14 protein-coding genes are annotated in these 19302 nt (G+C 68.2%); 11 read left to right on the top strand and 3 right to left on the bottom strand.

Translation table 11 applies throughout. The features are described from left to right. Positions 1-124: 124 nt before the first annotated feature. Both DSM104299_RS20820 and DSM104299_RS20815 read left to right on the top strand, forming a co-directional pair. The gene (locus DSM104299_RS20820) at positions 125-6094 is read left to right on the top strand and encodes an ATP-binding protein (protein ID WP_272473578.1); all 5970 of its coding nucleotides are present in this window, start codon (positions 125-127) and stop codon (positions 6092-6094) included. A 165-nt stretch (positions 6095-6259) separates the two neighbouring features. Continuing rightward, entirely contained in the window at positions 6260-9622 is a 3363-nt protein-coding gene (locus tag DSM104299_RS20815; RefSeq protein WP_272473577.1) for a hypothetical protein, read from the top strand. Positions 9623-9699: 77 nt separating this feature from the next. Here the strand turns inward: DSM104299_RS20815 and DSM104299_RS20810 are convergent, their stop codons facing one another. Then, complete coding sequence (locus DSM104299_RS20810) at positions 9700-10530, bottom strand: DUF4145 domain-containing protein (protein WP_272473576.1); 831 nt, start codon at positions 10528-10530, stop codon at positions 9700-9702. Positions 10531-11078: 548 nt separating this feature from the next. Between DSM104299_RS20810 and DSM104299_RS20805 the strand changes: the two genes are divergently transcribed. Continuing rightward, on the top strand, positions 11079-11363 hold the full coding sequence (locus DSM104299_RS20805) for a hypothetical protein (protein WP_272473575.1): 285 nt from the start codon (positions 11079-11081) through the stop codon (positions 11361-11363). A gap of 216 nt (positions 11364-11579) precedes the next feature. Next, on the top strand, positions 11580-11882 hold the full coding sequence (locus DSM104299_RS20800) for an alpha/beta fold hydrolase (RefSeq protein ID WP_272473574.1): 303 nt from the start codon (positions 11580-11582) through the stop codon (positions 11880-11882). A gap of 97 nt (positions 11883-11979) precedes the next feature. Here DSM104299_RS20800 and DSM104299_RS20795 read toward each other — a convergent pair whose 3' ends face one another. Beyond that, positions 11980-12816 (bottom strand): arginase family protein, encoded by an 837-nt coding sequence (locus tag DSM104299_RS20795; protein WP_272473573.1) that lies wholly within the window; start codon positions 12814-12816, stop codon positions 11980-11982. Positions 12817-13526: 710 nt separating this feature from the next. Here DSM104299_RS20795 and DSM104299_RS20785 point away from each other — a divergent pair. The 7 genes from DSM104299_RS20785 to DSM104299_RS20755 all read left to right on the top strand — a co-directional run bounded on the left by DSM104299_RS20785 (position 13527) and on the right by DSM104299_RS20755 (position 18590). Then, positions 13527-14423, top strand: coding sequence for an NAD(P)-dependent oxidoreductase (locus tag DSM104299_RS20785; RefSeq protein ID WP_272473572.1), 897 nt, complete (start codon positions 13527-13529; stop codon positions 14421-14423). A 40-nt stretch (positions 14424-14463) separates the two neighbouring features. Then, positions 14464-14814: a winged helix-turn-helix transcriptional regulator gene (locus DSM104299_RS20780; RefSeq protein WP_272473571.1), complete on the top strand. Its 351-nt coding sequence runs from the start codon at positions 14464-14466 to the stop codon at positions 14812-14814. A gap of 970 nt (positions 14815-15784) precedes the next feature. Further along, positions 15785-16048: a hypothetical protein gene (locus tag DSM104299_RS20775; RefSeq protein ID WP_272473570.1), complete on the top strand. Its 264-nt coding sequence runs from the start codon at positions 15785-15787 to the stop codon at positions 16046-16048. Then, the gene (locus DSM104299_RS20770; protein ID WP_272473569.1) at positions 16045-16302 is read left to right on the top strand and encodes a hypothetical protein; all 258 of its coding nucleotides are present in this window, start codon (positions 16045-16047) and stop codon (positions 16300-16302) included. Before DSM104299_RS20775 ends, DSM104299_RS20770 begins: the two co-directional genes overlap by 4 nt. 245 nt (positions 16303-16547) lie before the next feature. Beyond that, a complete protein-coding gene (locus DSM104299_RS20765; RefSeq protein WP_272473568.1) occupies positions 16548-17078 on the top strand; it encodes an IclR family transcriptional regulator in 531 nt (176 codons plus the stop codon). Continuing rightward, positions 17075-17575 carry a MarR family winged helix-turn-helix transcriptional regulator gene (locus tag DSM104299_RS20760; protein WP_272473567.1) on the top strand — a complete coding sequence of 167 codons (501 nt, stop codon included), beginning with the start codon at positions 17075-17077 and terminating at the stop codon, positions 17573-17575. The genes DSM104299_RS20765 and DSM104299_RS20760 overlap by 4 nt, the downstream gene beginning before the upstream one ends. Before the next feature lie 22 nt (positions 17576-17597). Further along, positions 17598-18590, top strand: coding sequence for an FUSC family protein (locus tag DSM104299_RS20755; protein ID WP_272473566.1), 993 nt, complete (start codon positions 17598-17600; stop codon positions 18588-18590). 22 nt (positions 18591-18612) lie between these two features. On the opposite strand, the gene DSM104299_RS20750 is transcribed toward DSM104299_RS20755, so the two are convergent. After that, the gene (locus DSM104299_RS20750; protein ID WP_272473565.1) at positions 18613-19095 is read right to left on the bottom strand and encodes a potassium channel family protein; all 483 of its coding nucleotides are present in this window, start codon (positions 19093-19095) and stop codon (positions 18613-18615) included. Positions 19096-19302: the final 207 nt, after the last annotated feature.

Raw genomic sequence — 19302 nt, 5'->3', positions numbered from 1 at the left:
CAGAGGCGGGCGTGCAGTTGCCATGTCGTTAGAGCGGCGGGCGGGCGAATCCACAAACGGCGACGTACCCTGTTGGCGTGGCGAGCGGCGTGATCACCGGCGGAATCTGCAAGGCGGCGCAGCAGTGACCGTCGACGGGGTCCCCTATCGGCAGCGCGGCGCCGCGTCGGGGTACCGGTACCAGGATCTGGTCGCCGCGCTGACAATGGCGCGAGTGCTGGCCGAGGGCGCTGGCGCCGTCGCGGTCGAGGAGAAGCGGTTCGCCGAGGACGCGATCGACGACCTTGAACTGGTCTCGGCGAGTGGCTCGGTCTACCGAAGCCAGGTCAAGCACCGCGAAGGTCGGGAGCCGCTGACCCTCGCGCTCTTCAAGAGCGATGCCAACGGCCTCCGTCTCGACAAGCTGATCGCCGCGGAGTCGTCGCACGGCACAACGGGTGCCTTCCCCGAACTACGCGTCGTCACCACGCTCGATGCATCGGCGGCTGCTGAGGCAGGGTTCGTCCGCGACGAGGAGACGCCGTCCTTGCTGCCGGGCCTTGGCTCAACGCGTTGGCGGATATCCGTTGATGCTGTCTGGCTCGAGGGCGACGACCAGCCGCAGTTCACGTTCGCGAAGGACTTCACGCGTGAAGCGCTCGCGTCGTTCTGCCGGCACCTCCTCATTGAGGCGGACGCGTTGCCGATGTCCGGGATGCTGGCGCAGCCGGGAGAGCTGGAGCGAGTGCTGATCGAGCGGTTGCGGGAAGTTGTAGGCGTCGAGCAGTACCCGAACCGCGCCAAGGCCATCGACGTGGCGAGCCGCCTGTTGGAGATCGCCTCCTCGTTGCGGACGCGGAAGCAGCGCCGTCTCGACTTCGACTCGATCGCTGCGGAGTGTGGGCTCCGCGTCGATCGTGGGCGCATCGCGCAGGCGTTCCCGCTGGATCGCCGCCGCTACGTCCCCAGCTTGCCGCTTCGGGCCGCGCTGGTCGAGGCACTTGATCCTCGGCATGACCATCGCCGAATCATCGCCAAGGGGCCGCCGGGCGCCGGCAAGTCCTGGGCCCTCGAAGCGCTCGCACAGGACCTTCGTGCCGAGGGTGCCGTCGTGGCACGCCACTACTGCTTCCTCGCGCCCGGCGATCCCGAGGTCGCACAACGTGTGGCCGTCGACGCGCTGATCGCGAACCTAACGGCCGAGCTTCTCGATGATGATCGGCTCGATGGAGTTGATGTAGGTCTGGGTGCCGGGGTCTCGACGCTGGAGCGCGCGCTCGTCCGCGCTGACGAAGCGATGACCGAGGCCGGCCTGACCGACCGCATCGTCCTGCTCGTCGATGGACTGGACCATGCGGCGCGGATCGAGCCCGCGCCCGGCGTCGTTGCGGCAAGTCCCGAGGACCTCACCGCGCAGCTCGGTCTTCTCGAACTGCCCGACCGGGTCACGCTCATCGTGGGCTCTCAGCCGGGCGTGCATCTCGACACGCTCATCGCACGAGGTGCGCATGAGGTGACCGTCCCTCGGTTGGAGCTGCGGCACACCGCCGCGCTCCTGGCTCGGCAGGGCACGCTGCGGGCGCTCAAGTTGTATGGCTTTGCCGACGACCACGAGCATGCAATCGAGGCCGTGCACGAGAAGGCCGCCGGCAACCCTCTGTTGGCCGGATTTCTCGGTCGGGAGGTGGTCGAGCGCCTACAGGCTGGGATGCCGGAGACTCCGAGCGAAGCGGTCGCTGCGATCGATGCGGCGGACGGTGACTTGGAGGCGTACTACCGGCACCTTGTGACGACCGCCGAACACGCCTCGGACGGCGGCATCCTCGCCGAGCACCTCGCGCTCCTCGACTTCGCCGTCACGGAAGCAGAGCTCGACAAGATCGTCCCCGCGTTCGGTCCGGCTCGGATCTCGCTCGTCGTCTCGGCGCTTCGGCCGATCCTCGACGACGTCGGCACACAGGGTGGACTACGGATCCATCACGAGAGCTTCCGGCGCTTCATCGCCGAGAACCTGATCGCGGACGGCCGTAACCTCGGCCCGCTGCTCGATCCCGTGATCGCGTGGCTCGACGCTCGCGGCCTGTACAAAGACCAGCGTGCGTTCCGGCATCTCCTACCGCTGCTGCGCCGGGCCGGGCGCGCGGCCGAAACCCTAGACCGTGTCGGGCCCGAGTTCGTGTCCGACAGCGTCGCCGAGCTGCAACCGCAGGCCGCGATCGACGCGAACCTGCGCCTCGCTGCGGACGTTGCGGCCGAGAGGCAAGACTTCCCGGCGCTCACGCGCGTCGCCGAGCTGCGGTCTGCGGCGATCTCGACCTTCGACGAGAAGCTCAGCGATCCGACCTTCTGGGCGGAGGCCGTAGCCGAGCTCGAAGGTCCGCAACGCCTCGCCGAGCGGCTGCTCTACGACGGCCGCCCGACGTGGCCGAAAGCGACGGGTCTGCGTCTTTGCACGGTCGTAGACCGTGCCGGCGCCACGCCGCCGTGGCGCGAGTACCTCGAGATGCGCAGCCCGCCAGACAACGTCTCGAAGAGCACCGAGCGAGTGCAGCGTGAGACGCTGGACGAGGTACGAGGGATGCTCCGCACGTTCGAGCGTGCCGACGCGATCGGCCGTCTTGCGGCCTGGATCGAGAACTACAACGAGATCGACCGGGCCTACGTGGACGGCATCGCGGCTGAGTTGGCCGGCACACTCGGTCCAGCTGGCATCGTCGAGGCGCTCGCAGCCGCGCCGGGCGCGTCAGCGGTGGCTCGAGCTGCGCTCGAGCTTGGCCTCGCCGAGACGTACGTGTCGGCCGGCGAGACCGACCTGGCGATGGCCGCCGGTCGTCGGGCGCTCGCCGCCGACCTCAACGCGAAGGTGATGCGCCGGCTCCTGGATGTCGGTCTGCCCACCGACGAGCTGACTGTTCCGGCTCCTGACCTGAGTCCTTCGGGCCTGATGTCCGGCAGAGGGCCCGACGCCGATCGGGTCGAGTCGTTCCTCTCCTGGGTCTTCGTAGCGGCGGCACGTGGCGAGGACCTTGCCGATGTGCGCGATGCCCTGGCGGGGGAAGGGTTCTACTCGGCGTGGCTGCGGTTCTGCTGCGACCTGGCAGAGGCCATCAACGGACGCGCGGACGTCGTGGCGGCGCTTGGCGAGTTGGCCAGGTACGACGAGCCGTTCGCGGGGTCGCCGCGCGCGTGCGACCTGTACCCGATCTGGTCGTTGACCGCCGAGACGTTCCGGCGGGCCATCGCGCTGGTGAACGACGACGAGTGGCCCCGGGCGCTGGAGCTCCTGCTGACGATCTCCGGCAACACCTCCACTTCGCTCCAGAACCACCCGAGCGGTCCGCTGACGTTCTGGAAGTTGCTCGAGCTGCTCCAACCCTACGCCGACCGCTTCCCGCTCGATCCCGTCCGCGAGGCGGTGGAACACACTCACCGCACGGAGTTCTACGAGTTCCATGCCGAGTACGCACTACGCGTCGGGCTGTTCGAGCACCGCGCCGGGCAGAGTGGGCGTACAGATGAAGCCCTAGCTACCGCGGGCCGATACCTGGCGGCCTACGGCTTCCACAAGGACGTGACGGTGTTCGGCCTCGTCGAGGCACTTGACGCCATCACCGACGAAGCGCATCGGACCGAAGTGACTGCACGGTTCCAGCGGACGTTCCCGCTGTGCGAGCGGGCCTACCGGCACAGCGACGGCAAGGAGACCAACCATGCCACGTACGCGTGCTTCAGCGCCTTCGCCGCCCACAGTCCCGGCGCTGCGGCGGACGCCCTCGCCCGCACCGTCCTCGAGGACCTGCCGGTGCGCTACCGAGACAACGAGCGCGGCCTCGTCGCCGTTGCACGCGCTGCGCCCGACGGCGTCCCGGCGCTCCTGCGCCATCTCCTCTGGCGCGGCTGCCTGCCCGCGGAGGTCAAGGGGTGGCTGGCAACCATCGATGCTCTTGCCGAGGTCGATGACGCGCGCGGCCGCGAGGCCTTCCTCGAACTGGCCGCGGCAGCCGACGGCGATACCGAGCACGCGGATCACCAGTCCGCCGAGCTGGTCCGCGCGTTCGCGGCGGACCGTTACTGGCCCGAACCGCCGATCGGCGCGGTCCCCGACCGACGGTCACGGTCGGACAGCCACAACTACGAGAGCGGCAGCGACCACAAGGGCGACGGTGCGAGCGGCCCTTTCTTCGAGGGTGCCGACACTGAGCTAGAGCTCCTCGTTCGCTTGCGCGGGCGCTTCGGTTCCTACGACGAGTTCCTCGACACCGACGCCTTCGCCAACGAGCTTGTCACCCGTCTTCGAGCCGTCACCGGCGGTGACGCCGCCGCGGTGGTCCGCCTCGTCGTTGCGTTCTGCCACGAGCAGCGCTTCCTCAGCCAGCGTGGCGCGATCCTCGCCCGGATCGCCGCCGCGTTCGAGTCCGATGCGGCCGTGGCCGCGCAGCTGTACATCCTGGCCTGGATCGGAGCTGGTGACGGTTGGCATCCGTTCGGAGGTCTTGAACACCGTGACCTCCTCGAGAGGGGCTTCGCGCTTGGCACGAACGACGCGCTCGGCCGACTCGTCGCGGAGCTCGGCCGGCACATTCAAGTCCAAGGCACGATGGGTATGACCCGGCGGATCGTCGAGGCGCTGGTCGTCGCGGGAGACCCGGGCAGCGCCCTCGCGTGTTGGGACCAGGCCGCAGCTGTGGTCGAGCATCGTCTGCCCGTCACCGCCCCCGAGGGGCGGCCCACGATCGCGGAGCCCGGCGACGACCTCAGCGACAGCGACACCGAACGGGCCTACGCCAGGTTGCTCGGGTCCCTCGTGCACTCGTCGGATCCCGAGCGCCGGGCAGCGGCGATCGCAGGCATCGCAGAGCTACTGGGCCACGATCGCGGGCTGGCGGCCGAGGCCGTCACGTCCGTGCTGTCCGTCGACGCGACGTTCACGGACACACTCCTCGGCATCCGGATCCTCGAGCTGGCTGCCAAGCCCGAGGAGCTTGGTGACGTTGCGGAGTGGCTACCGGGAGTAGCCGCCGCGCCGGGCTTCGGCCTTCAGGAGTCTGCCGGCGCCCTGCTCGACCGCCTCGGAGAGGAGGCGCCTGCGAGCGTCGTGCAGCTGCCGGGCAGCGAGCGCGTCGTGACGCAGCCCGACATCGCGAAGTCCCAGATGTGGGACTCACGCCATCGGATCGTGCGGCTGGCGCGCATGTGGCGGCCGTTCGAGCGCCTCGTCGCCGGGCGGTACCGCGACCTGCGCGACGCCCCTGGAACGGACAGCATCATCAAGCGCCAGGCTGACACACAGTTCTCACGCTCCGTGCCATGGATGCCGCCGTGGGAGCTGCATCGCTGGGAAGCCGAGCTCTTGGAGATCGCCGTTCACGACTCCGTGCCCGAGTTGATCACCCACATGGGCGCCTCCGGCCGCTGGCCGCCGGGCATGAGCGACAAGCTCAACGCGATGCTCTTGCCTGACGTTGGCGCGGCGGCGGCGCGGGCTCGTAGCCGCGCGTTGCGTCCCGGCGGCGTCGCGCTGCCGGCAGACCGGAGCGTTGCGATGGGCCCGCCTGTTCGCGTGGTTGACGGTGCCTACGAGGGCTGGACACGGGTCGCGCTGGTAGAGGAGGAGATCCAGGTCTCCGACGAGATGCGCTCGTCAGGGATCCTCACACGCGTCGCGAGCGGGTTGTGGGTCGGCGAGAAGCCGCCTCCCGATGAGGTCCCGTTCGACACGGTCCTGATGGAGTGGCGCTGGCACGACGCGGTGACGGCGGTGGTGTTGAACGCCGCGCCGACCGGTCCCGTAGCGGCGTACGGTGAAGAACACCACCTTGTGCTCTTCGACTCGTTGCTCACGTTGACGCCCGACTGGAAGGCACGCCTCGGCCTACGGCCTGCGCCGCTTCCCGCGCCGCTGGATCTCATCGATGAGCGTGGAGAGGTCGGCGCCGTCACGCGCTGCTGGCGGATGCGCCCCTACAGCTATGACTACTCGCCGTTGCGACCCATGATCCGCGGCACCGAACTGCTGCTGCGTCCGGACCTCGCCGAGGCCGCGGCGGCGGCCACCAACGATGCGCTGAGCGAGATCACCGTCGTGACCGCCGACGAGCTGCGACGAGACACGTAGGCCGCCTTACGCCGGCCCGCCAGATCTAGGTCTCGGCGCGCGGATGCGACGTGGAGGACTTCCTGCCCCTCCCTCATACTCTTGGGGTCTAGGGCCCGTTGTGGGCGACGTGTATGCGCTGCCTTCGGTCGCGCACAGGCGTCGAACAGCAACCGAGACTGAACCGTGGCTGAGCCGTCGGAGCGCTGCGTCACGATGGACGACGTGACAAACGGTTTGCCCGCCGAGGTCGAGCACGTGCTCCGAGATGCGATCCGGGCGGTTCTTCCGCGGGACGGCGGTAATCCCGCGGCTGCGGCGATCTCGTTTCCCGGTGGGGACTACGTCGTTCCGACGGGCGGGCTTGCCGAGGACGTCCATGTCGTGCGGCACCTGCTCATGGCGTTCTTCCTGTTCAAGGAGCCGCCGCCGGAGGCGCTGCGGGTCGAGGCGTTGACGCTCGCGCTGGTGGTATTGCGGTTGGCCGCTCACGTGAGCTCGGTGGTCGGCCTTGATCGGCGGGGAGATGCCGCGTCGCGTGTGTTCGAGGAGATCGCCGCGGGCTTGGTCATGACGGCGGAGGAGCTGGACGCGGTGGTCGCTCCTCACGGCGATGCTCTGCAACCACTCGTGACCGAGACTCTTCCGCCGGTCAGCTGGGCGGCGACACCTCTGTATCAGTACGACGACTTGTACGTGTTGGTGGGCGCTGACCAGTTGTTGGTGACGCTTCGCCACCAGCTGCTCATGCTTGCCGCACGCGCCGGCTGGCTCGACGTCCTGTCGGATCGTGTGATGCAGGCGCATGGGACGTCGATCGAACGTTCCCTAGAGCGTTTGGAATGGACGCATGCGGGCCTCGTCGCGGACGACGACCTCACGCACGTACGGCACGAGGTCTGGCGGTTTGATGACGACGCGGCGGCGATCGTCACGACGCTCGCGGACGATCTGTTGGACTACGACGGACAGGAGCCCGACACGCCGTGGCATGCGGCCGTGCACGTCGACCGTATCGCCAGACGCGGCGCTGCCCTTGCCCAGCAGCTACTCGCAGGCCCGCGTTCTCCGAATCACGTGCTTCACCTCGTCGTCCTAGCAGGCGTTGGCCGTTCGGCCGCGTGGTTCGATCAGGCAGACCATTCGGTGACCGGTCTGCGGCGAGTGAGCCTGTTCGCGGGTGATCTGGAGATCGTCAGTGTCGCGGAGCGCAATGACCCGCTCGCGCTCTGGCGGTACGTCCAGGATTCCGATCGCCTGGAGTGCCGGATCATGACGACCGACCCGCTCGAGGCCTTCGCGCTTTGGCGCAGCGAGTCGCACTCGTTCTACCTGGGCGACGACAGGCCGCCGACCCTGATCACCTCGCAGGGTAGGGCGGAAGCGCTGCGGGCGGACGTCCTGCGCCGTGTCGATCGCCACGGCGTGCCGGGCCCTCCGGGGCGGGGCCTGATCGAAGTGGCACACCGATTCGACGAGATCGACGCGCCGCTGTACCGCCCTATCACCGCCGACATCGACGGCATCGCGGTCGACGTCGACGGCATGCATGTCTGGGTGCTCGCGCACGACCTCGACCGGTTGATCGGCCAACTCGTTGATGCAGTTGCCTACTGGGTGTGGCAGCTGGCAGGTGATCTCACATGTGGTCGCTTGGCAATCACGGTGGCGCTGGGCGGGGACGGCACGATCTCGGTGGAGGAGGTCGGGCGCGGGTGGCTTCAGCTGTCGCTCGATCCACGCGAGAACCCTGCCTTCGCCCGGCCGGACAACGAAGGGGAGCGGCAGTTGGTGCGCGTGCTGCTCTCCGCTCTTGCGGACAGCGACGACGACTTGGACGTCGATGAAGTCGTTGAGCGCATGGCACCGCTCGGCTTCAAGAAGATGGTCTTGATGTTCGGACCGCGCGCCGATCTATCTCTCGACTCCCAGAAGCTGCCACGCAAGCGACTGCCGCTGCGCGAGAGCGACGACGCCGAAGCGATGGACGAGCTTGGCGCGTATCTCCGTCGCAGCTGGAATCGCGCCGTGGGACTGATTGCCACCGAGGACCGGACGGTGGTGCTCTGGAAGGCCGTCCGGTTCCACCTCGGTCAGCTGACCGCGCTGATCTCGACACTCCATCCGGACGGTGTGCTCGAGGCGCTCATCGTCGCGAACGAGTCGTTGATGAGCCAAGGGGCGTTCGACCGCTACATCCTGCCGACACGCTTGGCTTGCTACGGCGACACCACGGACATCGTCGGGCACACACAGCGCGAATACGCACGTCACGCCGACGCGAGCGTGGCGCTGCGGTTCGTCATCGAGTGCGTGGCGGCGTTCCCGCCTCGGGGATTGCGACCAATGACGTTGGCGGTCCAGGACCGGCTCGTCGCGCTCGCCGCCCAGGTCGTCGGTCGAGGCGGGGTGTCGGACGCGATCCGTGAGGGCCTTGACGACACGCAGCTGTCGATGCTCGCCTCGGGCCGGCTCGGCATTGCACGCGATGGACGGTTTTATGCCGGGCGCGCCCGGTTTATGGACCGCTTCAGACAAGCTCAGGTCGATCGCGCGCATCGACACTTTCCGTCGATGTGGAACGAAGACGACGCAGGCGATGAAGCGCTCGCCGAAGTAGCGAAGCTCGATGCGGCCGCGGTCCACGAGTGGGGTATGTCGCTGACCGAGATCCTTCAGTTGTTCCAGGACTTGGTCGACATGAGCGACCGCGATCCCGTGACGGTGATCGGCGTCGATGAGGTCGTCCACCGGCTCGTAGCGGAGTTCGATTGGGAAGAGCGCAAGCTCCGTGCGGCGATTGGGCACTTCTCGCTGGGTCCACGAGACTCGCTGCTGACACCCTCAGATCCGTTCAGCGGGGCCGACGTCTACCCGTGGCGGTTCGGCCGTCGCCTCTCCTTGCTACGCCGGCCGCTCGTCCTACGACCCGGGTCGGATGGCGAGGAGTTGGTGTACGGATTCCGTGCCGTCCATGCTGCGGGGCGGATGCTCGTGGATGACATCTCGCACGCTCGGCTCAAGGTGACCACCCCGGAGATGACGCGGGCTATCGGCGCCTTGCGGCAGAAGGAAGATGCGCAATTCAACTCGCGGGTTGCCAAGTTGTATGCCAGCGTTCCTGGCTTCGTCGTCCGCGAGCAGGTCGATCGAGTCGCCGGCAAGCACATCGCGCGCTCGAGCGACCAGCCGCTTGGCGACATCGACGTGCTCGCACTCGACCCGCACGAGCGGGTGATCCACGCGGTGGAGGTCAAGAACCTCGCCGTCAGCCGGACACCGATCGAGATCGCCCGCGAGCTCAAGCGCACCTTCAAGTCGGATGGCTCGAAGCCCGCCGCGATCGATCGGCACGTCGAGCGCGTTGCTTGGTTGGAGGCACACCGTGCTGATGTGGTCGCCTGGCTCGGACAGGACTGGTCAGATGCGTGGACGGTGCGTGGATCGATCGTTGTTGATGCGGAAGTCACCGCGCCATTCCTTGAGGACCTGCCGATGCCTGTGCTCGACTTCTGGCAGCTTGCCGATGCGCTGGCGGAGCGCAGCTGAGCCGGGCTCGTAGGCGCCAGCGGCGACTGATGGCGGGCTTACGGCACCCTTCCCATCCTCATCGCGACTTCCGAGTTCTAGGAACCGGTTGCGTTGCTTGTGGTCGCGGTGCCGCCGTGTGACGGTTGCGAGGGTTTCGGTCCGGTACTCGCCTGCTGGAGCGTGGCGAGCCGCGCTCTGCGTCGCGCGGGCGCCTCGTAGATGTCGTCCAACAGTTCGACGAACAGCGCCCGCACTTCTGCGATTAAGGTCTTGTCGAGTTTCTTCTGCTCGTCGATGTTGCCGTCGCCGGCGTGGGTCGCCAAGTTGCCGAGCTTCCGGATCACGTCGAGGAAGCCCGGATCAAGGTCTCGGAACCAACGCGGCGGGTTGGGGTCCGTCTCCAACTCCTTGATCTTCGGGCCCAGCATCCGAGCCTTGTAGCCCTGGTCCAGGAGGATCTGTTCGAGGGCCGCTCGGTACATCGTCATTGCGGCCGTGAACGCGCCGACAGCGAGAGCACGTTCGGCCTGGTCGAGGTAGTGGCCGACGCCTTTCGGGCTGTTGGGGGTGCTGAGACCCCCGTACGTAGAGGGCAGGGCAACGACCTGGGGACCGTCAGGACTGACGTAGGCCACGACGATCATGGCCGCCTGGCACTGGACACACGTGAGACGGAAGACGCTCGGGAGGTTGCCCGGGATGGACATGTCGTTCTCCTCCGCGACCGTTCCGCTGGTAACGCGGGTCACTTCGCGCCCTGCGCGGAAGAGCGCATAGACACCCATTCGCCGCGTATCACCGCAGCTCGGACAGAACGTGCCGTCCGGCGTCCCCCCGAGAAGCCGCCCCGCAGTGTGTTCTCTCAACTGGGAGAGGGCTGTGCTGAGCCCCTCGATCGTCGTCATGTCGGCTTGCTTCTCCTCCATGGCCTAAGTGTAGGTTTGCGCAACGATTCACCCTTTGAGACGCCTGCGGCGTTGGGTACCGGTTGGTCGATCGTCCCGGTGTGCGCTCGCCGAAAGTGGCGGTCGCGTCGTGCTGCCGAGACGCACGGATCGTTCAGGCACTCAAATCCGAGGAGTGCCTGGACCGTGCGGAACCGGCCCGAATCCGCGGGAACGCCAGCCCGGCGTCGACCACAGCGAGATCCGCGAATGCCCTGCTAATGGTACATTCCACCCGGATAGAGTCTGCGTTTGTGGTCCAGGCGGTCGCGGGTTCGAGTCCCGTCGCTCACCCTTGACGAGAAGCCCTGCACGTCGCGGGGTTTCTTCGTTTCAGAGATCGTTCAGAATGGCCTAGCGGCGGCGCGCGGTTCAGGCACCAGTGCCTTTATTCGGCGATATCGCCGCGGATGGGCGCCGATTCGTGCGGATTCGGCGTCGTTGCGACGGCGGCTGGGGCCTCTGGAGGACCGGTCGGCCTCGTCTCCGTGGAGCCGCTGACCGCAGTCGGCCCAAGGAGCGTCAACTCCATGGACAACTCGGACCGTATCGAGTCCCGAGACTCGCTCGCGGCATCGAGCAACGACGACAACATCTCGCTCGTCCTGATGATCGAGGCGGGGCTGCGTGGCCTGCTGCGTGCTCAGACGCTTCCCAACTTGGACTTCAACCACGGTTCCTTCGACGAGGCTCGCGACCTCGCACCGTCCGATCTCCTGGCCGCGGCGTCGATTTCCGAGATGCCTTCGCGGTCCTGGACACCCTCGGTTGTACTCGCACGACTAGACCCTATGGCCGGTAGTGCTTGGGGTTGACCGGTGATGTGTGGTGGCCGGACACTCCTCGCGAGGGTTTGTCTGGCCGGAGAGAAGGCTCCGGCTGACCTCAAGAGTGAGGAGGTCCGGCCATGTCCGAGTGGTACAAGGCACGCACGCGCCAGGCGGTCTGCGCTCGGCGACGGGAGGCCGCGCGGCCCGCGCGGAGTTCGCGCGCAAAGTCGCCTTCGACGGGCAGAGCTTCACCGCGGCCCGTTGGGAGGCCGATGGCGCGCGCTCGGCGCGGACGCCCAAGCTGCCAACGCCGCTGGGAGCGATGGCCTGGTTGACGACGATGTCGCCTTCGTCGAGCCATGGGGTTTCGAGCTCGCGGACATCGACGTGCCGGTTCTCGTCGTGCACGGTGGCGAGGACCGCGTCGTTCCCGTGTCCCACGCGGATCAGCTCGTCGCGGGCCTACCGTTCGCCGAGCTCTGGTTGCGCCCGCGCGACGGCCACATCTCGGTGCTCAACGCCTGTCCGCTTGCGATGGATTGGATCCTCGAGACCGGGCGCTGATGGGCCCGCAAGCCCCGCCGAGGAGGGGCAACCGACGCCTCCTGCCGGGCGCTCGGCCGGAGATCGATGAGACATCTGAGGTCATGAACCGGCGGGCTCACCCGGTCGTCGTCAGGCCCAGTGCGGCGAACACCGGTTCGAGGGTGGCGAGGTCGTGCGGCGCGCGCGGGAGGTACTCGGTGATGCCGATGCCGACCAGCGTGGCCCGTTCGCGCACGGCGGCGATGAGCGCAGCGAGCTCCTGCACCGACGAGCCGCGCGGGGTCGGGAGGGCGACCGCGGGCCAGATCGCTGGGTCCAGGACGTCGAGGTCGAGGTGGAGGTAGACCGGCGCTCCGGCGGGCAGCCATGTGGCGACCTCGTGGCTTGCAGGGTCAGCGAACCACGCGATGTCGCGCCGCGTGATCAGCTCGCGCTCGGCCGGGTCGATGTCGCGGACCCCTACGAGAGCGCAGCGGTCGGGCGAGAGCGTGGTGGCGGGGAGGAGGTCGGGGTGACCGTCGCCGAGCAGAAGGCGCAGCGGCATGCCGTGGGCCAGGCCGCTGGGGCTCGTGGCCGGGTCGTTGAGGTCGGCGTGCGCGTCGATCCACAGCACGCGCAACTCGGGGTGGCGCGCCGCGAGATGGCTGACGGGCGCGACCTCCACGGTGCAGTCGCCGCCCAGCGTCAGCGTGCGCGACGGATCCAGCTGGCCAAGCGTGCGGCGCACGGCGTCCAGATGGGCCGCGACCGCCGACAGGGCGCGCACGTCGTCATCATCGCTGTCGCCGTCTTCATCCGCCGGCACCGTGAGCCGCCTGGCTTCGGCGACGATCCACTCGGCCAGCGCTCGCGATCCCGCGCCGAGCCCCGCCTCGCCGGAGCCCTGCCACAGCGGCGCGACGATCTCCACGTCGCGGGCGAAGGCGACCACATCACGTGTAGTCGATGTCATTGCTCGAGGACCGTAGTGCATGGCCGCCGACTAGCGGGGGCCGACGCCGGCGAGCTCGCATAGAGCCGACATGTAGGTCAACTTGCACGAGTGCGTGTCCTTGGGCAACCGGACGCCTCGCAGATTGCGTCCGGTTGCCTGCGGAAGCAGGCACGAGCATCTCTTCCCGAAAGCTCGGTCACGGCGTCTTTGCGGTGGCGCGGCTAGAACCGATACGGCCGCCTGGGCCTGGAGCCTGCGCACCCGCCCCTACCGGCCCCAGACAACGGCAAAGCCGAACGCTTCATCCGCACCATGCTCGACGGCTGGGCCTACGGCGCGATCTACACCACCAGCAACCAACGCACTGCCGCCGTGATGGCTGGCTCTTCACCTCCAACCATCGCCGCAAAACACGCAGGCATCAACCGCCAGAAGCGGCACGCCGACATCATGTCGCCCCCAGCGGCCACACCGACCCGTGCGGCGCAGAGGCCTCACCCTACCGGCTGCTTCCGGGCGATCGGTAGGCAAGCGCGTACGATCGCGTCGGTCAACGTCGTGGCGGCATCGATGCGGTCACCGCGGGCCGAGCGCAGGAGCGAGGTGATCGCGGCGGCGCGGGGTTGGGTCGTCGTCGATGATCAGGGCTTGCACGAGCCCGTCGCCGATCACCAAGGTCACGTTCCGACATGGTGCAGCAGGCTCTTACCTTTTGGTAAGCACTGACCATGAAGTCAGTTCTTGTACTTGTCGATGCGATCGGTAACCGTAGGCGCATGTCTGCTGAACTGACCTCCCTTGAGAGTGACCAGCCACGTGTCGCCGTCCTCGGCCTCGGCGCGATGGGCCAGGCGCTCGCCGGCGCACTGCTGTCGGCGGGACATCCGACGACGGTGTGGAACCGCAGTGCCGACAAGGCCACGATGCTGACGGCGCGTGGTGCGCCGCTGGCCGAGACGGCGTCGGCGGCGATCGCCGACAGCGACGTCGCGATCGTGTGCCTCCTCGACGACGCTGCCGTGCGCGCGGTCTTGGAGCCGCTCGGCAGCGAGCTGCGCGGCACGACGATCGTGAACGTCACCAACGGGCTGCCGGCACATGCCCGCGCGCAGGAAGGGTGGATGCGCGCGCGTGGCGTGGACTACGTCCACGGTGGGATCATGGCGGTGCCGCCGACCATTGGACAGCTGGGCGCGTTCATCCTCTGCAGCGGCGCGACGGACGTCTTTCGACGCGTGGAGCCCGCGCTCGCCGCGTTCGGCAGGTCGATCCACGTCGGTGAGGACGCCGGCCTCGCGTCGCTGTACGACATGGCGCTGCTCGGAGGGATGTACGGGATGTTCGCCGGCGCACAGCAGGCGATCGCGATGGTCGCCTCGGGCGACGGCGAGATCGACCCGTTCATGTCCGACCTGCTGCTCCCGTGGATGGAGCAGATGTTGCCCTTCGTGCCCATGAACGTGAACGCACGAGGTGAGGTGGCGCCGGAGTTCAACCCGCAGATGCAGGCGGTCGCTCTGGAGAACATGATCGAGGCGACCCGCGCGCAGGGCTTGAGCGACGGGCTGATCGGCCACCTTCACGTCTGCTTGGATCTGATGCGCAACGCGGCGCCTGTGGCATAAGGTGCGTGCTGGTACTGGTTCCGACGCCTGGAGGCGGAGCATGCGAAACCCGCCCTACAGCTGCGGCCTCGACGCCGCCATGGACGTCGTCGGGGGCAAGTGGAAGGCACTGATCCTGTGGGCGCTCGCCGAGCGCGTGCATCGCTTCGGAGAGCTCAGGCGCGCGATCCCGGGCATCAGCGACAAGATGCTGAGTCAGCATCTGCGTGAGCTCGAGAGCGACGGGATCGTGGACCGCACAGACCATGACGAGGTCCCGCCCCGCGTCGAGTACGCCCTGACCGAGCCGGGTGAGGCGCTCAGCGGCGCGCTCGGCCCCCTGGCTGCGTGGGGCGAGCGGCGGATGGCGACGCTGGGCCTGCGTGAGGACCACGATCGTCCAGGCACTTGAGCGCCAGGAGTGCCTGAACCGCCCAGAATCGACCGTGATCCGTGGCTATCGCGGCCCGTGAGAACGGCATGCGGTGACGCGAATGCTCGGCAAGTGGGCGCTTCGCGTGCTGTCGAGCTCCTGCTTGTGGTCCAGGCGGTCGGGGGTTCGAGTCCCCTCGCTCACCCTCGTCGAGAAGCCCCGCACGTCGCGGGGTTTCTTCGTTTCAGAGATCGTTCAGAATGGCCTAGCGGCGGCGCGCGGTTGAGGCACTCGTGCCTTATTCGGCGATATCGCCGTCGATCGGGATGGGTCCGCCCGGATTCGGCGTTGCTGTAGCGGCGGCCAGGCCCCAGAAGGGGACCCGGCCGCCGCCGCCTCCGTGGCCCCGCGTCACCGCGTCCGCGCGAGGCGCAGATGACGCCACGTCGGACAGCCCTGCGACGGGCTCGACATGCCACCGTGAGCTCCTTGGGCGACGTCCAGGAGGTCGCCTGATACGGAGCGAAAAACTCCTGCAAATCGATGCTTATCGGAGGTCCGAGACCTCCTGGGTGCGATGCAAGAAGCCTGCGCGCTCAGAAATCGCTATTTGCAGGGCTTTCCGGGGTGCTCGTCACCGGTCGAGTCGCGGCGGATTGCCGCGGATTACCGGCGATTGTCGGGGTTCCAGGCACTCGCGGCGTTCCAGTGCCTGGGCGCCAGTACCTGGCAAAAATCCGTCCGCCGGGCTCGCTTCCCCTTTCTCGGGGGCAGAGCTAGCGTGGCCCGCCCGCCTGCCCGCGGCGTACCACCGTTGCGGACAGGCGGCCTCAAATGAGGCCGGGTCTGCCGCTTGGTGGTGCCGGTGAAATAGCGCCCCCGCGCCGAGCGAACGGCCGGGGGCATGGCCCAAGGAGCGTCAACTCCACGGACATCTCGGACCGTATCGAGACGCGAGATCGCCGCGCGCCCGACTGGCCGCGGCCATCGCCCGCGGGGGTGCGTCGACATGGCTGAGCGCGACAACGCCACCGAGGGCGGCCCCGCCGGCTACCTGCTCGACTTCCTGGTCGAGCATCACCCGGCGCTCTACTCGATCGACGAGCTGGACCGGCTGCTGGCCAGCCCCGACCAAGACCCACGGCAGGAGCGGTTCCTGTTGGAGAAGGCGGTCAAGATCCTGGTCGGCGACGGGTTGGTGCATCGGCTCGGCGAGTTCGTCTTTGCCAGCCACGCAGGCCTGCGCGCCGCCCGGCTGCTGCGCCCGCAGTGACCGGGCGCGAGGAGGACGAGGACGACGTCGAGATGCGCGTCTGCGTCCACATCACGTTCTCCAATCTGGAGGGCGGCGACGACCAGCTCACCCAGCACAGCGTCACGTTTGAGACCAACCTCGAAGGGCGCTCGTTGGACGAGTTGTACGAGATCGCTCTGATGGTCGCCAAGGACACCTTTTGGCACGAGTTCACCGTGTCGCTGGGCATCACCGTCACCTACATCCCGCAAGTCCATGCACAACACACCTAGTCGCGGCGAGCGGGATCGCGTCGCCGGGCGCGCGCGGTCGGTGGGTTAGACGTGGAGGCGTGGCATGTCGCGCGCACGATGCGGGTGCTCGAGTTGTTGGCCTACGAGTCGCTGTCGGCGCCCAGCTGGCCGAGGCGCTTGGCGCGCATCCGCGCACGGCCCGACGCGTGCTCGAGCAGCTGGTCGAGGAGGAGTACCTGGTGCGCGGCGAGGATCACCGGCGGCGCTACCGGCCGACGATGCGGATGGTGGCGCTGGCCGGGCAGGTGCTGAACAACTCGACGCTCGTGCGGCGCGCGAGACCCTATGTCGCGCTGGCGCACGAGCGGACCGGCGTGGTCGCCGAGCTGGTGATGCCGAGCTACCAGTCGGTGGTCTGCGTCCTGCGCTGCGACGCCGAGGGCGAGGTGGCTGGGCCGGCGGTGCAGGAGGTCGTTCCTGTGCACTGCTGCGCGGGTGGGAAGGTGCTGCTGGCCTGGCGCGATCGCTGGTGCGACAGCGTCCTCTCCGCACCGCTCGAGCGACGGACCGATCGCACAATCACCGACCCGCTTGCCCTGCGCCGTGAACTCGAGATGGTCCGCGCCGACGGCTACGCGGCCGACGCCGGCGAGGCGGTGGCGGACGGCTGCAGTGTGGCGGCGCCGATCGTCGAGAGCGGCGAGACCGTGGCTGCCCTGCAGGCCTCCGGCATCGAGGTCGACGACCACGTCGCGCGTCTCGTCATACGCACCGCCCGGGAGTTGAGCGATGACTTGACGGTCGGGTCGGCGTGACCGACCTGGGCGGGGACGTCGATCGGGTCCTCGCCGATGGCCTTGCTCGCTTGGTCGAGTCCGCGGTGCGCCACATGGCCGCGCTCGGGCGTGCGCGCGCCCTCACGCCCACCGACCTGCGCGCGTTGGGATTGGTCAAACGCAGCGGCTCGATGCGACCCGGCGAGCTGGCCCGGGCGCTGCAGATCAGCGCGAGCGGGACCACCGGCGTGATTCGCCGGCGCGTGGCCGCCGGCCTGGTACGCCGTGACAGCGGGCCGGCCAACCATCGCGACGTACGGCTCCGAGCCGTCGGTCCCGAGGCTGAGAAGCTGCGCGTAGCTGAGTCGCGAAGGCCGCCTGCCGCTCGCCTCCAGGCGATAGCAGCAGTGCTCGACGACGCTGCGATCAAGTGGTTGGCGGCCGTCTCATCCAGATCGGATGATGCCGTCGATGGGGGTGGCGTGGTCGAGTTGGCTCGGACGAAGATCTGGAGGCTCGCGAGTGAGCTCGGTTAAGCACAGTGGCGCGCCGCGCCCCGTGGCGATCGAAGCGGACGCCGCAGGTGCCGAACCTAAGCCGTCCGGCGCGCGGCGAGTGCTGCACATCGTTGGCGCTGTCGTGGTGGTGCTCGTCCTGCCCGCGCTGGTGATCGGCGCGTTCGTCGGGGAACTCGGGGTCTCGGCGATGTTCACCGGGGTGCTGCTCGGCGCCGTCGGAGCGAAACTCGGCGGCACCCACCGCATGCTGTACGTCGCCCCGGCACTCGGAGTAGCGGGAGGGCTCGGGGCGTATACCGCCTATGACTGGTGGTGGGTGGCTCTGCTGGCCGCCGCGGGTGTCATTGCCGGCGCCGGGATCAGGTTCGGGTGGTTTGCCGCGCTGCTGATGGTCCCCTATGCCGCCACGTTCGTCACGCCCGTCTCCACGGTGACCGACGCCGTGATCTACGGCGTGATCCTCGCGATCGCGTCGCTCTACGGCGTCGTCCTCGCGCACCGGTTCGGCGCTCCAAGGATCGTGGACGGCGATCACCTTGCCCCGCGCGTCGCCGCCGGGGTGGCGGGCATGTTCGGACTCGTTCTCGGTGCCACCGCCGCGATCGGCGTGGCGCTGGGCTGGACCGAGCCCTACTGGGTTCCCGAGCCGGTGCTCATCCTGGTCCTGTACATCATCATGGGCAAACGCGACCGCATCCGCGGCAAGGCGCTCGGCACCGCGCTCGGAATCGCCGCAGCCGTCCCGATCGCCATCATCTCGCCGCCTCAAGCCGTCCTCACCACGATCGGCGTCATCGCCTTCATCATCGCGCTCACGCAGGCCAAGAAGACCTACTGGCTGATGTATGGCCTCTACACCTTCTCGCTCGTGCTCCTGCTGTCCGCACCCGGCCAGGTCGGCTTCGAGGCCGAGGAACGCGGCGTTGAGATCCTCGTCGGTGTCGGCCTGCTCGTCGTCGGCCTGGCCGTCGTCCACGCTCTGGGCGCACGCGAAGCAAAGCGCGACCCACAGCCCGAACTCGCGCCCGGCTGATCGCCGGGATCCGGTCGGCGGTTCATCGCGGAGCGTCGTCGCGGTGCCCGCTGATGTTCTTGAGCGTCGCTTCGATCGCGTCCAGACGCGTGCCGATCTGATCGAGCCTCGCGGACACGGTGTCGGTTCTCGTGGCCTGCAGGCGGCGCCGGGCGGACTCGACGAACGTTGACGTGATCGCGGCAGTGACGACGGTCAGGAAGCCGATCCCGACAACCATCACCAGCGCGGCGATAAACCGTCCCGTCGTGCTCGTGGGCACGAGGTCCCCGTAGCCGACGGTCGTGACGGTTTGTATGGCCCACCACAAGCCGTCACCGATCTCAGGGTAATTCTTCTTATCGGTGAGGTGGATCAGCAGCCCGCTGATGATCGTCATCAAGACGGTGACCCACGCGATGATCCACGCCGCCCGCCCCGTGGTCAGGGGCTTGCGCGAGAGGATCCTCAGAGCGTGGGGGTGAGCTGACTTGGGGGCGGTTGCCTTCCCTTCAGGCGTGGACATGGCCGTGACCTCACGATCGGGCGGAGACAGGACAATGAGCGCAGGAGCAGATCAGATCACGCCGAGGCCGCGCCACGTTCGGCTATCGAGTTGAGGCAAACGCAGCCGTCCCCGAGCCGCGCCCGTCACCCCGCTGGGCGACGTGCTGGGCGCGGCTTCCGGCGTGGACACGCGCACGGCGGCGTGGCTTATGAAGAGGACGCGGGT

Origin of the sequence: Baekduia alba, from assembly GCF_028416635.1 — a bacterium.
GTDB lineage: Bacteria > Actinomycetota > Thermoleophilia > Solirubrobacterales > Solirubrobacteraceae > Baekduia > Baekduia alba.
This window is presented reverse-complemented; position numbering and strand designations above follow the sequence as displayed.